The sequence below is a fragment of the Paenibacillus sp. FSL W7-1088 genome, assembly GCF_037969855.1.
GTDB lineage: Bacteria > Bacillota > Bacilli > Paenibacillales > Paenibacillaceae > Paenibacillus.
Genome location: NZ_CP150216.1, coordinates 2589370 through 2605590, shown reverse-complemented (window position 1 = coordinate 2605590; position 16221 = coordinate 2589370). Strand labels below are relative to the sequence as shown.

Genomic DNA, 16221 nt, shown 5'->3' with positions numbered 1-16221 from the left:
TCTATTCGTCAGCCAGCCACGTACGCAGCAGATTGACGAATTCGTCTGGCTTTTTCTTGGCCAAACTCTCCAATTGTTTGCGCACTTGACTTTCGTTCGTTACACTGTCCAACGTAATGGACGGAAACTCTGTTGCTACCGGAAGAGGAATGTCCTCTTCTTCTATTTCGTTCTGTTTGCGACGACGGCGCACTAACAAAATAACAACCGTTGCAATCAATGCTGCCACCAGTGCTCCTATGCCCCACATCATTCCGGTGGAAAGCTGGAAGCCTGTATTGGTTGCCGCAGCAGTCTGGAAACCTTGAGACATTACCGAAACTTTTTTGGCCAAATCTGCGTCACTTATTACAGTGCCTGAGTCCGCCAATGATGCACGAACAATGTTAACCAAAATATTTTCAATTGCATCGTGAACCGGTGCTTGTATTTCTGTTTGTCCTGCCGGTGGTTCAACCGCGACGTTAATGGTTAAATCTTTTACAGTATATGGACTGGAAATGATATCTTTAACAATTCGGTTGACATCGTAGTTTTTAGTGCTAGATGTTTCTTCAGAGGTTGAATTTCCAGATGCATCCGATGACGGATAACCCGGAACTTCCTCTTGGCCTGTGCCAGCAACACCACCTGTCGGGTTGCTTGCCCCAGTGTAGCTTTTTTGAATCTCTTGCACACTGATCTCGATGCCTTTCATATTATCTACATCGACCGGTGTAACCAGGTTTTCTTTCCGTGTTTCCTTGTCAAAATTAAGCTTGGAAGCAACCAGAACATTAACATTCTCGTCACCCACAATCTGGGAAAGAAATTGTTTCACATTATTGCGAACATCATTTTCGAATTTCTTCTGTAACGCCATGTTCTCTTGGACTTCAGAAGACAATCCCCCGCTACCACCTCGGGCCGTCGGAATCAGTTCCGCTTCATCCGTGTTCGTTATTGTTATGTTTTCAATAGGTAGATTCGGAATGGCTGTCTTGACCAAATTAAAATATCCATCTACCGCAGCCTGATTGGGGTGATAACCCGGTTTAAACTGCAAGGCCACTGATGCTGATGCTTTATCCTGTTCTTCCAGGCCAGCAAAGATATTATCTTTTGGCATATTGACCAGTACTTTAGCATCCTGTATGCCTTGCATCCGTTGAAGCAGCTGCTCCACTTCTCCGTTCAATGCGTTGTTATACTTCACATCGAACTCTTTATCCGTCATCCCGATTGGAGATGATGACTCCTCGAATGACTTATATCCTAATGAACCGTTCTGAATAATTCCTTGTGATCCGATATTTACTTTTGCAATAGCAACATCCGTGCTCGGTACAGATATAGTCTTGCCGTCTGCACTTAATTTGTATGGAATACTGGATGAATCAAGATAACTAATGACGCCTGCGGAGTCACTTGCATTCAAATCCGTGAAAGCAACTTCATATTCCGTCTTTGACAATTGCATGGTTAGTACAACTGCAGCCAAAATTAAAAACAGGAAGGTGGAAATAAATAATACTTTTTGCTTTTTGCTGAAACTATTCCAATACTGGGATGCCTTATCCCTGTACTGGGCAATTCTCTCATTCACTCTGTCACCCCATCCGAAACTTTGCTTGGTCTGTCCTTCCGCAATCTCTATAGGTTCTAAAGTTTAACGGTCAGGAGCAGCATTGCAGCTGCTTGTTGTAGTAATCAGCGCTGTTGTCGAAGCGCATGTAAGCCATTTTATAATTGCGTACGCATAATCTCCTGATATGCTTCGACTACTTTGTTTCGGACTTGAGTCGTAAGTTGAAGACTCAGCAGAGCCTGTTCAGAAGCGATCATCACCTGATCAACGTTCGCTTTTCCAACCAGGAATTGGTTTGACATTTCATGTGCTTGGGTCTCCTGTGCAGCTACAGACCCTAGCGCATTCTGTAGGTATGTACCGAAGCTCTCAATGGTTTCGGCTGGTGTAGATGGTTTACTTTGTGCCGTACTTTGCATCTGAAGCGGTTGAATCCCCTGTGTGCTAAACATGTTGTTCTGAATCATTAATGTCCCTCCCTTTCATCTGTGTTCTTTGATTTTATGAACATTTCCACCTTTAGCCGTTAACTAGGCTCTTCCAATTTCCAATGCCTTGGATATCATCGCTTTGGTTGAGTTCAAAGCTGTGACGTTTGCTTCATATGATCGTGAAGCTGAGATCATATCCACCATTTCTTTCGCGATATCGACGTTAGGCATGTACACGTACCCTTCAGCGTTGGCATCCGGATGTGAAGGATCATAGACCGGTTTCAGTGGCGACTGATCTTCACGAATCTCTGATACTCGAACTCCCTCTCCAGACCCACTGCTTTTCATCTGATTTTGAAGCAAACTGTTGAAGGAAGTCTTGTTGGGCTCAAGTACAACCATCTTGCGCTTGTAAGGAACCGCCTCGCCGTTGGTTACACTCGCGCGCGTCGTCTCTGCGTTGGCAATGTTGGAAGATATAACGTCCATCCGCAAACGCTGAGCTGTTAGAGCCGATGCACTGATACTGAAACTGTTACTGATATTCACCTAAGTTATCTCCCTTCGACTCCAACACGCATCATTTTAATCTGTTCATTCACTTGCTGAATATAAGCGTTGTAACGCAGCTGGTTCTCCGCCAGAAGACTCATCTCTTTGTCTACATCGACGTTGTTCTGGTTGTTATTCATGGAGGTTGACTGGTCCATATTAACTACAGGTGTAGGTATGGAAGAGGAAGGACCTATGACAAAATGCCTTGAATCCGTTACTTTTCCTTTAAGAACAGGCATATCTCCATTCATTTTTTCCTGTAGCATTTCTTCAAAAGCAACGTCCGAACGCTTAAAATATGGGGTGTCCGCATTCGCAATGTTGTCAGCAATCGTTCGTTGTCTAATGTTGGAGGCATCGAGTGCACCTTGTAGCCTTTGAAAACTAATATCATTCAAAAGATTCATAATCGCCCTCCTCTCTTTAGAAATTATGGAAATAGATTCAATCTTTTTCCGTCAGGATGCTTATGTTTTTTCGACAAAAAACATTCGCTTTTACACGGTTTTCTAGGACTTAAGTAGAATTAACTCTGATGTTGTCGTATAACATAAGTTTCTTCGAGATTGGGATATATTACAATAAGAAAAAAGCCCTATCTTTTCTGAAAGACAGAGCTTTTTGTGTATTTTCTGCAAATTATGAATTTTTTCGTAAATGTCGGGGCCCAAAACAAAAATAAGCTTAAGTGCTCGATATGAGCTCTTAAACATTCTTAAAATTTATACTCTGCTTCAACACATTTGAGCACATCATAATAATACATACAAGGGATTCATCGAAAAGCTTCAAACGATTTCCAGTTAGAAATATTTACCGATATAATAAGCTTTCTTATTAATTCATCTACACTCTTTGAACTTCAATGAAATAGATAATTGACAAAATATCGATATTACATTATTTGATTTTACTGAATTTCCCCAACACTTTTTTAACATTTATATCTTGTATGCAGATTTTGATGAAACGATATTTTTTTGTCACATCCGCAATGAAATCCAATTCATATTTTGCACATTTGCGCAAACTCATCTTCTCTTGTTAATTAAACCGATAACCAGACTTGGAAAAAATAAATCCTTTTATTGGCATTTTTAGAACTATAAATTATTAGCTCCCACTATACCGATAATCTTAAATTCATTATATCTGCGGCACAAGTCCTAGATTATCTTTCGTCTTATAACAACTCCATCTCTTTTATCGGTTGTAATCCAGCATTATATTAGGTTATAACAAAAATAAACGGCATACAGATGGGTTCAATAAAGTCTACTACAGTCAGAACCAGGACCGGTTATCCTATATCCCTGTAGTCTTTTAACCTTTATTGATCCATAATGTATACCGTCATTCTACTTCCAATACACTTTGAACAGAGCATTACATCTATGTTACAAGATATATTGACTTAAATCACGATCAAGTGCAATGTCATTCAATTTCTCACGTACATATTCCGGAGTGATTATCATACGCTCCAGCGTAAGCTCTGGTGCTTCAAAAGACAGATCCTCAAGAAGTTTCTCCAGAATAGTATGCAGGCGCCGTGCACCGATATTTTCGGTATTCTGATTCACGGACTCAGCCAGCTTGGCAATCTCACGAATAGCATCATCCGAGAACTCAATCTCAATATTCTCCGTACGCAGCAAATCCACATACTGCTTGGTTAACGCATTTTTAGGTTCCGTGAGGATTGATACAAACTCATCAAGCGTCAGGCTGTTCAGTTCTACACGGATTGGGAAACGCCCCTGGAGCTCTGGAATGAGATCCGAGGGTTTCGCTACGTGAAATGCACCGGCTGCCATAAACAGGATGTAATCCGTTTTGACAGGACCATACTTTGTCATTACCGTAGACCCTTCCACGATTGGCAAAATATCACGCTGTACACCTTCACGGGATACATCGGGGCCGCTACCACGTCCTTGACTGGCCACTTTATCAATTTCGTCAATGAATATGATACCTGTCTGTTCCGCCCGGCGAATGGACTCCTGAGTAACATCATCCATATCGATCAACTTGCCCGCTTCTTCCTGAATGAGCACTTTGCGGGCTTCCTTAATCGCCAGTTTACGTTTCTTGGTACGACGAGGCAATAAACTGCCAAACATCTCCTGCATGTTCATCCCCATCTGATCGTTCCCTTGACCTGCGAACATGTCCATCATGTTAGGCGCGGTATCTTCCACATCAATCTCGATAACGTCATCTTCCAGTTTGCCAGATAACAAATCGAATTTGATTTTGCGTCGACGCTCAGCCACTCCCGTATCCGGTTCTTGCTCATCGGTTTCTGGCGTGTTGCTGCCATTATTGCCAAAAATCATTTCGAACGGATTCCGCTGATTTTTGGATTTGGATTGTGAAGGGGCCAAAATATGTACAATCCGCTCATTGGCAGCCTCTTCCGCTTTGTCCTTGACCTTTTCAGTACGTTCCAGCTTGACCATCCGCAGCGATGTTTCAATCAAATCACGAATCATAGATTCCACGTCACGGCCAACATAACCCACTTCCGTGAACTTCGTAGCCTCGACCTTGACGAATGGGGCTCCTACCAACTTAGCCAGTCGGCGTGCAATCTCTGTTTTACCGACACCAGTAGGTCCAATCATCAGAATATTTTTAGGTACAATATCATCTTGGGTATGTTCGGGCAAAAGGCTACGGCGATAACGATTGCGAAGGGCGACCGCTACCGATTTTTTAGCCTGTTTTTGACCTACAATGTACTTATCAAGCTCTGTAACGATTTGTCTTGGCGTTAATGCTTGAGTATTCATATAGCTTCCCTCCTACCAGTATGCGAACCTTGTTTATGCGATAGAATGTTATAAATTTTACCTACAAGGACAAAGAATCTCCACGAAGTAACTGGAGCCGATTTAATCATCATGCCCCATAACGGGAGATTGCTTTCCTTACAACTCTTCAACAATTATATTATTGTTGGTATATACACATAACTCTGAAGCAATCTGGAGTGATTCACGAGCAATGTCTTTTGCTTCCAAATCCACCGCATGACGTTTTAACGCACGTGCAGCAGATAGGGCGAAGTTTCCTCCTGAACCAATGGCAATAACATCATCATCCGGCTCGATAATTTCGCCCCCACCCGAAATCAGCAGCATACCCGTTTTATCCATAACAATAAGGAGTGCCTCCAATTTGCGCAAGATCCGATCCTGCCGCCAATCCTTGGCAAGCTCTACAGCTGCGCGCTGCAGATTACCATGGTGCTCCTCCAGCTTGCCTTCGAATTTCTCAAACAAGGTAATGGCATCCGCTACGGAACCGGCAAAACCGGCTACAACCTGCCCACGATATAAACGTCTTACCTTTTTGGCTGTATTTTTCATCACAACACTTTGCCCCATGGTTACCTGACCATCACCGGCAATGGCTGCTTTGCCATTATGACGAACTGCACAGATCGTTGTAGCATGAAATGACATATCCATGATATCAGCCTCCTCCCACGATTAATTTACACGCGTTCCGGAACGGTTAGACCTTCTGCTGCTGCAAAACGGGCAATGCCATCCAGTGCACGCTGCGCAAGTGCTTCATTTTTTTCCTTTTTGTTGCGTATTTTAGTTTCCAGCTTTGGCAGCAATCCGAAGTTTGCGTTCATGGGCTGGAAGTGTTTGAAATCAGCTGTTGTAATATACTGTGCCATACTGCCCAGCGTGGTCTCCACAGGCAATACCACCAGTTCCTGCCCAAGCGCTGCTTTGGCCGCATTCATACCCGCGATTAAACCGGATGCCGCAGATTCAACATACCCTTCTACTCCCGTCATTTGACCTGCAAAGAACAGGTTCGGACGCTCTTTGAACTGATACGTTGGACGAAGCAGTTTAGGAGAATTGATAAATGTATTACGGTGCATTACGCCATAACGGACGAATTCCGCATTATCAAGTCCTGGGATCAAAGAAAATACACGCTTTTGTTCTCCCCATTTCAGATGCGTCTGGAATCCTACCAGATTATACAGTGTTCCTGCCGCATTGTCCTGTCTAAGCTGAACAACAGCATGAGGCAGTTCTCCAGTATGCGGATTGACAAGTCCTACAGGTTTCATTGGGCCAAACAAAGCTGTTTGTTTACCACGTTTCATCATGACTTCAATTGGCATACAGCCTTCGAAATAAATTTCTTTCTCAAACTCTTTCAGTTGAGCCACTTCCGCTGTGATCAATGCTTCATAGAACACATCGAATTCCTCTTCTGTCATCGGACAGTTCAAGTATGCTGCTTCGCCTTTATCATAACGTGAAGCCAGATAAACTTTATTCATATCAATGGAATCTTTTTCGATAATTGGCGCAGCCGCATCATAGAAGTAAAAGTATTCTTCACCCATAAGTGCCTTGATTTGCTCGGACAATGCGGGTGAAGTCAAAGGCCCCGTTGCAACTACAACGATTCCGTCTTCAGGCAAAGAAGTCAACTCTTCATTGACAACTTCGATGAGTGGATGCTGATGAAGCGTAGATGTGATCTCACCTGAGAATCCGTCCCGGTCCACTGCAAGTGCTCCACCTGCCGGAACGGCATGACGGTCTGCTGCACCCAAGACCAGAGAATTAAGCATTCTCATTTCTTCCTTCAATACACCGACTGCGTTGGTCAACCCATTGGCACGAAGCGAGTTGCTGCACACCAGTTCTGCAAATTTATCTGTATGGTGAGCCGGCGTTTTCACAACCGGTCTCATCTCGTATAGTTTTACGCGCACACCACGACTTGCGATCTGCCAAGCTGCTTCTGTTCCTGCGAGCCCGGCACCAATAACGGTTACTTGTTGTTCATTCGTCAAAATCATTTACCCCCATTAAGCTAATCCGCTCATTCTTCTTCCGGTTCCTCTACCGGCTCTTGATGATCACATGAAGTACACTGCAATCGTGTTCCCTGTTTGTTCCGCTTCTCAATCATTAGTGAGCCACAACTTGGACATGGTTTCGCTGACGGTTTATCCCATGATACAAAATCACATTCAGGATATTTGTCGCAACCATAGAAAATACGTCCCTTTTTACTGCGGCGTTCAACCACATGCCCTTCCTTACACTTCGGACAAGTTACACCGATATCCTTAATGATCGGTTTGGTATTCCGGCAATCCGGAAATCCGGAACATGCGAGAAACTTGCCGAAACGGCCCAGCTTATAAACGAGCGGTTTGCCGCACTTCTCACATATTTCATCCGATACTTCATCTTCAATCTCGATTTCTTTCATTTCTTCTTCTGCAAACTCAAGCCGTTTCTCAAAAGATTCGTAGAATTCTGCGAGTACTTTGACCCAATCCTCCGACCCTTCCTCCACATGGTCAAGATCACCTTCCATGTTGGCGGTGAACTCCACATTCAGGATCTCCGGGAAAAACTCCTCCATCTGTTCGATGACGAGTTCGCCCAATTCCGTTGGCATGAACTTCTTCTCTTCAATGGCAACATATCCACGCTTCTGAATGGTCTCCAGCGTTGGCGCATATGTACTCGGACGCCCTATGCCCAGTTCCTCAAGTGTTTTAACCAACCTTGCTTCCGTATAACGTGGCGGCGGCTGTGTAAAATGCTGTTTCGGCTCAATTTCCCGATTCTCCAGCACATCTCCATTTTTCAGCGGAGGCAGCAGACGATCTTCTTCCGTTGTGCCGTCATCATTACCTTCTACATATACCTTCATGAATCCTTGGAAACGAACCTTCGAACCAGCTGCCCGGAAAATTGTATCTCCTGCAGCAATGTCCACGGAGAGTGTATCCAGAACGGCAGATGACATCTGGCTCGCTATAAAACGTTCCCAAACCAGTTTGTACAACCGGAATTGATCACGACTCATAAACGATTTAATGGAATCCGGATCACGCAAAATTGACGTTGGACGAATCGCTTCATGCGCGTCTTGGGCATTGGCTGCTTTTTTGGAATAGTTTCTAGGCGTCTCTGGTGCAAATGGCTCACCGTACTTGCCAATAATGTATTCCTTGGCTTCTTCCTGAGCCGATGCTGCAATTCGGGTAGAGTCCGTACGCATATACGTAATGAGACCGACTGTGCCTTCTTTTCCGAGGTCTACCCCTTCATACAGCTGTTGGGCGACAGACATCGTCTTGGAAGCTCTGAAATTCAATTTACGCGCTGCTTCCTGCTGCAAGGAACTCGTTGTAAACGGAGCAGAAGGGTTACGGCTGCGTTCCTTCTCTTTAACTTCTTTGACTGTAAAAGAAGCGCCCTCGATCTGTTTTAAAATGGCCTGTACTTCTGCCTCACTGCCAAGTTCGGTCTTGGTGCCGTTTAACTGATGGAATTTGGCTTCAAACGGATTTCCGTCCGCTGTCAGTTTGGCAGTAATGCTCCAGTACTCTTCCGGTTCAAAATCATTAATTTCGTTTTCACGATCCAAAATGATTTTGACAGCCACGGACTGAACGCGGCCAGCGGACAATCCTTTTTTGACTTTCTTCCATAATAATGGACTAATTTTATATCCTACGAGCCGATCCAGAATACGTCTTGCCTGCTGTGCGTTAACCAGATCCATATTGATCTTGCGCGGCGTTTTGAACGCATCTTTGACAGCCTGTTTCGTAATTTCATTAAATACGACTCGGCAATCGGCAGTTTCATCCAATTCAAGTGCATGGGCCAAATGCCAAGCAATAGCCTCACCTTCGCGATCCGGGTCAGCTGCGAGATACACTTTTTTCACTTTCTTTCGTGCATCCTTCAGTTCTTTCAAAATTGAACCTTTGCCGCGGATCGTAATATATTTCGGATTAAAATCGTTTTCTACCTCAACGCCGATCTGACTCTTTGGCAAATCGCGTACATGTCCCATCGAAGCTTTCACGATGAACTTGCTGCCTAAATATTTGCCGATCGTCTTCGCCTTTGAGGGCGACTCCACGATTACGAGTGCATCCGCCATAGGTTCATCCTCCTCTCAGTCATGAAACTGCTGCTTGTTTCTATGATTCATACTTCATCAGCAGCAGGACTAACTTCCGCTAATAATCTATTTTCACATGCTGCCTTGATCGCAGCATCGTCATACCCTTGCGTATTTAGTTCCAGGTAATTGGCTAATCTGCTTTTTTATGATTAAAGATAACAGAACTGAATGCAAATGTCCAAAATCCCAGTTGAGCTGTTCCACAAGTTGATCCAGTGATTGTTCTTCCTGCTCTAACAGATAAATAACACGTTCTTCATCTGAAGATAGTTTTACGACAGGGAATATTCCTTGATTCGAAGTTTCACTACTTTCCGCCGAACGTCCTCTATTGTAAGGAAGTTGCTCCGCATTTGGCAAGTCCAATCGAAACTCTTCCAATAAATCTGTGGCACATGTCACCAATTTTGCTCCCTGACGAATCAGATTGTGCGAGCCTCGGCTTTTGGGAGATGTAATGGGACCTGGGACTGCAAAGACGTCTCTTCCCGCTTCGAGTGCAGCATCTGCAGTAATGAGTGATCCGCTTCGGATATCAGCCTCAACGACTAGCGTACCGAGGGTTAACCCTGCAATGATTCGATTACGTTCAGGGAATAACCCCTGACGCGCCCCTGTTCCCGGAGGATATTCTGACAAAAGCAGCCCTGTTTCGGCAATTCGTTCGGCAAGACTTGTATTTTCGGGAGGATAAATGTTGTCAATTCCTGTCCCAAATACCGCAATTGTTTTGCCGTTTGCACGAAGAGCCGCATCATGACATACGCTATCTATTCCTCTAGCAAGCCCGCTTACAATGGTCAGCCCTGCCTTGCATAATTGCTCGGTCAGTTTTTCACCAATTTTACGTCCGTATACAGTGGGCATGCGGGTTCCTACCATTGCAATGGATTGAGCGTGCAAGAGATTTAGATCTCCGCGACCATACATTACCCAGGGTGGCTGAACGGTTTCCTTCATTAATATGGGGTAATTCTGATCCAGATAGGTAATGACCTCAATTCCCTGTCTATAAACACGCTCTTGTTTCTGCTCAATCCAGTCGATATTGAATTGCTTGGTTAGACGGTCAGCCTGATCCTTGCGTAAACCCGCGGCAATCCAATCCCCTTCTTTATAATCCAGAAAATCTGTCAGTTGATGTTGTCCTGATAGCAGTTTCGAGATTGTTTTCTTACCAATACCATCCGTTTCATGCAGTCCAATCAAAATCCATCTCTCTTCCATAATCAGAAACCTCCCATAACGGGAAGAAAATCTTCCCTCATATTGTGTGATAAGTGACAACGGATTGCAAGCGTTTACTCTTACAGGCTGACAACAGCTTCCTTTTACACCCGTAAAAAAACGCAAAAAAGCAACCCTTCGCCCTGTTCAGGACAAAAGGTTGCTTACCTTTTCCGCATTATCAATAGTCGGCTCACCAGAAAAATAAATTTCCTGCACCGTTTCTTCTATTATAACGAAAAAAGAATTAGTGTGTCGTGCACAAATTCAGAATTCCGCGTTCTTCAAGTACGCTCACAAGAGTCGAGCCCATTTCAGCTGGCGTTGGAGCAACTTTGATTCCGCAAGATTCCAGTTTCGCAATTTTTTCTTTGGCTGTACCTTTACCACCAGAGATAATAGCACCCGCATGACCCATACGTTTGCCTGGAGGCGCCGTAACCCCACCGATAAATCCAACTACCGGTTTGGTCATGTTTTCGCGTACCCACTCTGCAGCATCTTCTTCAGCCGTACCACCGATTTCACCGATCATGATGACCGCATGTGTCTGCGGATCTTCATTGAACCGTTTCAGGATATCAATGAACTCGGAGCCTTTAACCGGGTCGCCACCGATTCCCACAGCAGAAGATTGTCCAATTCCACGTGCAGACAATTGATGAACAGCTTCATACGTGAGTGTTCCACTACGGGAAACCACGCCAACGTGACCAGGCATATGAATATAACCCGGCATGATGCCAATTTTGCATTCACCTGGTGTAATAACGCCAGGACAGTTTGGTCCGATCAGAACGGTATCTTTGCCTTCCATGAAACGGTCAACCTTGACCATATCAAGGACCGGAATACCTTCGGTAATACAGATCACGAGATCCAGCTCTGCGTCCACAGCTTCCATGATGGAATCCGCTGCAAATGCCGGAGGAACGTAGATGACGCTCGCTGTTGCGCCAGTAGCTTCCTTCGCTTCCTGTACTGTATTAAACACCGGCAGACTGACTACTTTGCCATCTTCCAGCGTGATATCAACATTGGTTCCGCCTTTACCCGGTGTAACGCCGCCTACCATCTGGGTTCCGTAGTCCAATGCGCCCTTCGTGTGGAACATTCCCGTTGAACCCGTAATGCCTTGCGTAATGACTTTTGTATTTTTATCAATCAAAATACTCACGTTGCTTCACATCCTTACGGTTATTTTTCAAGTGCCGGACAGCTCCGGAACTAAGGCAGCAATTTGCCCAGGAATGAACTTATTTTACGAGGGCAACAATTTTCTGTGCACCATCGGCCATGGAATCGGCAGGAACGATATTCAGGCCAGATTCACCCAAAATACGTTTGCCAAGCTCCACGTTAGTTCCTTCAAGACGAACAACCAGCGGTTTAGTCAGGCCCAGCTGCTTCGCTGCTTCAACAACACCATTGGCAATGACATCACAACGCATAATGCCTCCAAAAATGTTAACGAAGATACCCGCCACTTTGGCGTCAGACAAAATGATTTTGAAAGCTTCGGTCACTTTCTCTGTTGTAGCACCGCCCCCAACATCGAGGAAGTTGGCCGGGTCGCCGCCATAGTATTTGATGATATCCATCGTCGCCATCGCAAGTCCCGCACCATTGACCATACAGCCGATGTTGCCATCAAGTGCTATGTAGCTCAGGTCGTATTTGGAAGCTTCGATTTCTTTTTCGTCTTCTTCATCCAGGTCACGCAGTTCCAGAATGTCTTTGTGACGGAACAAGGCGTTGGAATCAAAATTCAATTTTGCATCCAGCGCGATAACGTTTCCATCTCCGGTAACAACGAGTGGATTGATCTCGGCAATGGAGCAATCTTTTTCGACAAATGCTGTGTACAACGCAAGCATAAACTTAACTGCTTTGTTCACCAACTCATTCGGAATACGAATGCTGTACGCCAGTTTACGTGCCTGGAACACTTGCAATCCAATTGCAGGGTCAATAATTTCTTTGAAAATTTTCTCAGGTGTAGCTTCAGCTACTTCTTCGATCTCTGTACCGCCTTCTTCGGAAGCCATCATTACGACGCGGCCTGTGGCACGGTCCACAACAACACCCACATAATACTCTTTGCGGATGTCGCACCCTTCTTCAATCAGAAGACGCTTCACTTCTTTACCTTCAGGTCCAGTCTGGTGTGTTACCAATACTTTTCCCAAAATTTCGGATGCATAAGCACGAACTTCGTCGATACTTTTCGCTACTTTCACACCGCCGGCTTTCCCCCGGCCACCTGCATGAATTTGCGCTTTGACTACAGTCACCGGACTGCCCAGTGCCTCTGCGGCCGCAACCGCTTCATCGACTGTATAAGCAACCTTTCCGTTTGGAACGGTGACTCCATACTGTTTCAGTACTTCTTTTCCTTGATATTCATGGATATTCATTCTCGAATCCTCCTATCAACATGACTGCAACAAGGCGGGTTGGTAGACTAACAAAAGACAAATGTTGACTATTTTCACTTAAACCCAATTCATTGTAACATGTTTTTAAAACGCTTTCCTTAAAAAAGTAATGGTTAATAGACAGTATTTTGATATGGGTATGATCCCATATTGTGAATGCTTGGATATTAATGGAAAAACCTCGGCTAATAAGCCAAGGTTTCTAATAGTAATACAACGATGCAGTTTATTTTCTGGCTTCTTTGGTGTTGGTCTGATGGACTTTCTCCAGAAGCCCCTTGAACTGTCCCAGTAAAGATTCAAACTCTGAACTGTTCAGACATGCATCTTCCCGGATCGCTTCAGGTATAGACAAGGCTTTATGGCGAAGTTCCCGCCCGGCGTCGGTAAGTGTAATCAATACTTTTCGTTCATCCTGAACTGAACGTTCGCGATGAATAAGTCCCGCTGACTGCAAACGTTTCAGAAGAGGTGTCAAAGTCCCAGAATCGAGGTAAAGTGCCTCTCCGATTTCCTTAACCGTACATTCTTCACGTTCCCACAATACCATCAAGACCAGGTATTGAGAATAGGTTACACCAAGCACCTCAAGGTAGGGCTGGTACATCTTCGTAATTTCACGTGAACAAGCGTATATGGCAAAGCATAATTGATTATCCAGCTTCAAACTTTCATTCTGCATATATCTGTCTCACCTACCTATTGTGCATTCTATATTTCTTATAATTGAGGCTTACAACTGTTATAACCGCTATAATTCGCGAATTATAAGGAGCCCTTCATCTATCTTATCATAAATTAGAAAAAAAACAGAATAATTGAGCACAAATGATTTTACTTTTCTATTTAATAGTGATAAATTTAATTGTATAAAATATAATTTGAGACATAGATGATCAAAATCATATGACTTCTTAACAAAAAACTATTGATTGTTGAAACAGCTCAACCAGCTTCTACATTCTTTTTTCCCAACAGCGCGACATTGATTCAGAACTGAACATTCTATACATCTGCTAGAAACTTCATGCGGTAACTGTAAACAATCCAGGAGTCAGGGAATGATATACAACAGCTATGACGATGACGGGTTGACGCCCTGATTTCTTTTATATAAAATGCTTGTTAGAAGCTGAGGAAGCACCTTAATTCGTAGACTGGCCCGTATTATGCGCGCCAAGGACGAAGTGAGGTGTTTCTTTTATTATGTACGGAAAACTGCATAGTGCCTGTTTATATGGAATTGACGGCGTTTTGATTGAAGTGGAAACAGATTTGTCGAATGGTCTACCCCAGACGTCTATTATCGGATTGCCGGATTCGGCTATTCGTGAAGCGGTTGAACGCGTTCGTGCCGCTATAAAAAACTGTGGCTATCAGTATCCGCTGCAGCGGATTACGATTAATCTGGCTCCTGCCGATTTGCGAAAGGAAGGATCTTCTTTCGATCTTGCCATTGCTATTGGTTTACTGACAACAAGTGGTCAGCTGGTACTTCCTGCACAGGAACGGACATTGGTGGTGGGTGAGCTGGCATTGGACGGTTCAGTGAGATCTGTGCCTGGTATTTTGTCCATGGTCGATTTGGCGAAACGGCAAGGCTTTACCTCTGTTCTTCTGCCCGCCGATAATCTGGAAGAGGCTTCGTTGATTCGGGGTATACGGGTATATGGCATTCGTCATTTGCAAGATATCGTACCTGAACAGGAAACGAATTCAAAGAACAAGGAAGGACGGCTACAGAATACCAGGCCTGTTGTTTTAAAAAATTACACCCATCTGTCTGCTCTGAATCCCAATGTCGGTGATATGGAGCGACGTGAGGGTCCAATGCGATCTCCGTCGTTGGACGATGATTATAGTGATGTTTTGGGACAGCATCATGTGAAGCGTGCACTCCTGATTGCCGCAGCAGGCATGCACAATATTTTGCTCGTCGGACCACCAGGAACAGGGAAAACCATGTTAATTAAACGACTACCTACAATTCTCCCACCGTTGTCCGAAGACGAAGCGCTGGAAGTCACCAAAGTGTTAAGTGCTGCTGGCAAGCTTAAAGATACCTCGAATGTTCTCATCGCGGACAGACCCTTTCGCTCTCCACACCATACGATCTCCACTTCAGGTCTAATTGGAGGCGGCGGCATCCCCAAACCGGGCGAGGTAAGTCTTGCTCACCGGGGGATATTGTTTCTGGATGAGCTGCCTGAGTTTCAGCGGCAAGTCCTAGAAGTGTTAAGACAACCATTGGAGGATCGTAAAGTCACCATTAGCCGGGCAAGAGCTGCCTTCACATTTCCAGCACAATTTATGCTCGCCTGCTCTATGAATCCCTGTCCTTGCGGATATCTCTCTGCCCAATCGGAGGATCAGCGCTGTATATGCAGTCCTGCTCGTGTTGCCGCCTACCGTGCCAAAATCTCGGGACCTCTGCTAGATCGCATCGACCTTCAGGTCGAAGTTCCTCCCCCAGGCGAGTGGCGCAAGGCAGGCGCTTCTCCTTCATCTGCGGAAATGCAGTCCAAAGTCATTCATGCTCATCATATTCAGGCCGCACGATATGCGAATCGTTCTGTTCGCTGGAACAGCCAGCTATCAGGTACCCTTCTGCGTCGAACGATCCGTCTGCCTGAAGAAGCTGACCAACTGCTTCAGCGGACACTGCAAACACTGAATCTGAGCATGCGTGCACATGATCGAATTATTAAGATGGCCCAGACAATCGCAGACTTGGATCATGATGGCGTCATTTTGACAGCTCATGTGGCTGAGGCGATTCAGTATCGTCAACTGGATTTGAATTTATTTTGAGCGAGGGTCATCCAGGCAATAAAGGCTATTAGGGCAAGGCTATAAGGGGAAATACGTGCCTCACCTTTAAGCATCATGAAAGGTTCAAGCGAGATATCTGTAGATTTCAAATTCAAGGTTAACTATTTTCACAAATTAAATACCCCTGCATATATATCCTCTTTATAAAAGAAGAATGCATACGTGCAGGGGCTTGGCATAT

At 44.7% G+C, this 16221-nt stretch carries 13 protein-coding genes; 1 reads left to right on the top strand and 12 read right to left on the bottom strand.

Annotated elements, in window-relative coordinates; translation table 11 throughout:
- Position 1 precedes the first annotated feature (1 nt).
- From fliF to MKY42_RS11910, 12 genes are all read right to left on the bottom strand, one after another.
- Positions 2 to 1585 carry a flagellar basal-body MS-ring/collar protein FliF gene (gene fliF / locus MKY42_RS11965; RefSeq protein WP_090895957.1) on the bottom strand — a complete coding sequence of 528 codons (1584 nt, stop codon included), beginning with the start codon at positions 1583 to 1585 and terminating at the stop codon, positions 2 to 4.
- Positions 1586 to 1722: 137 nt separating this feature from the next.
- Positions 1723 to 2034, bottom strand: a complete 312-nt coding sequence (gene fliE / locus MKY42_RS11960) for a flagellar hook-basal body complex protein FliE (protein WP_090895954.1) — start codon at positions 2032 to 2034, stop codon at positions 1723 to 1725.
- Between the two features lie 63 nt (positions 2035 to 2097).
- Positions 2098 to 2550, bottom strand: coding sequence for a flagellar basal body rod protein FlgC (gene flgC, locus MKY42_RS11955; protein WP_090895951.1), 453 nt, complete (start codon positions 2548 to 2550; stop codon positions 2098 to 2100).
- Positions 2551 to 2555: 5 nt separating this feature from the next.
- Positions 2556 to 2963, bottom strand: coding sequence for a flagellar basal body rod protein FlgB (gene flgB, locus MKY42_RS11950; RefSeq protein ID WP_090895949.1), 408 nt, complete (start codon positions 2961 to 2963; stop codon positions 2556 to 2558).
- Between the two features lie 990 nt (positions 2964 to 3953).
- Positions 3954 to 5354, bottom strand: a complete 1401-nt coding sequence (gene hslU, locus MKY42_RS11945) for an ATP-dependent protease ATPase subunit HslU (RefSeq protein ID WP_339851249.1) — start codon at positions 5352 to 5354, stop codon at positions 3954 to 3956.
- 138 nt (positions 5355 to 5492) lie between these two features.
- A complete protein-coding gene (hslV, locus tag MKY42_RS11940; protein WP_024630205.1) occupies positions 5493 to 6035 on the bottom strand; it encodes an ATP-dependent protease subunit HslV in 543 nt (180 codons plus the stop codon).
- 26 nt (positions 6036 to 6061) lie between these two features.
- Positions 6062 to 7399: an FADH(2)-oxidizing methylenetetrahydrofolate--tRNA-(uracil(54)-C(5))-methyltransferase TrmFO gene (gene trmFO, locus MKY42_RS11935; RefSeq protein WP_179265165.1), complete on the bottom strand. Its 1338-nt coding sequence runs from the start codon at positions 7397 to 7399 to the stop codon at positions 6062 to 6064.
- Positions 7400 to 7428: 29 nt separating this feature from the next.
- Positions 7429 to 9519 (bottom strand): type I DNA topoisomerase, encoded by a 2091-nt coding sequence (topA, locus tag MKY42_RS11930; RefSeq protein WP_090895940.1) that lies wholly within the window; start codon positions 9517 to 9519, stop codon positions 7429 to 7431.
- Positions 9520 to 9639: 120 nt separating this feature from the next.
- The gene (dprA, locus tag MKY42_RS11925; RefSeq protein WP_339851243.1) at positions 9640 to 10770 is read right to left on the bottom strand and encodes a DNA-processing protein DprA; all 1131 of its coding nucleotides are present in this window, start codon (positions 10768 to 10770) and stop codon (positions 9640 to 9642) included.
- A gap of 247 nt (positions 10771 to 11017) precedes the next feature.
- A complete protein-coding gene (sucD, locus tag MKY42_RS11920) occupies positions 11018 to 11947 on the bottom strand; it encodes a succinate--CoA ligase subunit alpha (protein WP_076289497.1) in 930 nt (309 codons plus the stop codon).
- Between the two features lie 79 nt (positions 11948 to 12026).
- Complete coding sequence (gene sucC / locus MKY42_RS11915) at positions 12027 to 13187, bottom strand: ADP-forming succinate--CoA ligase subunit beta (RefSeq protein WP_024630201.1); 1161 nt, start codon at positions 13185 to 13187, stop codon at positions 12027 to 12029.
- A 247-nt stretch (positions 13188 to 13434) separates the two neighbouring features.
- Positions 13435 to 13890, bottom strand: a complete 456-nt coding sequence (locus MKY42_RS11910; RefSeq protein ID WP_090895933.1) for a MarR family transcriptional regulator — start codon at positions 13888 to 13890, stop codon at positions 13435 to 13437.
- 524 nt (positions 13891 to 14414) lie between these two features.
- Between MKY42_RS11910 and MKY42_RS11905 the strand changes: the two genes are divergently transcribed.
- The gene (locus tag MKY42_RS11905) at positions 14415 to 16019 is read left to right on the top strand and encodes a YifB family Mg chelatase-like AAA ATPase (RefSeq protein WP_339851235.1); all 1605 of its coding nucleotides are present in this window, start codon (positions 14415 to 14417) and stop codon (positions 16017 to 16019) included.
- The last annotated feature ends 202 nt before the right edge of the window (positions 16020 to 16221 follow it).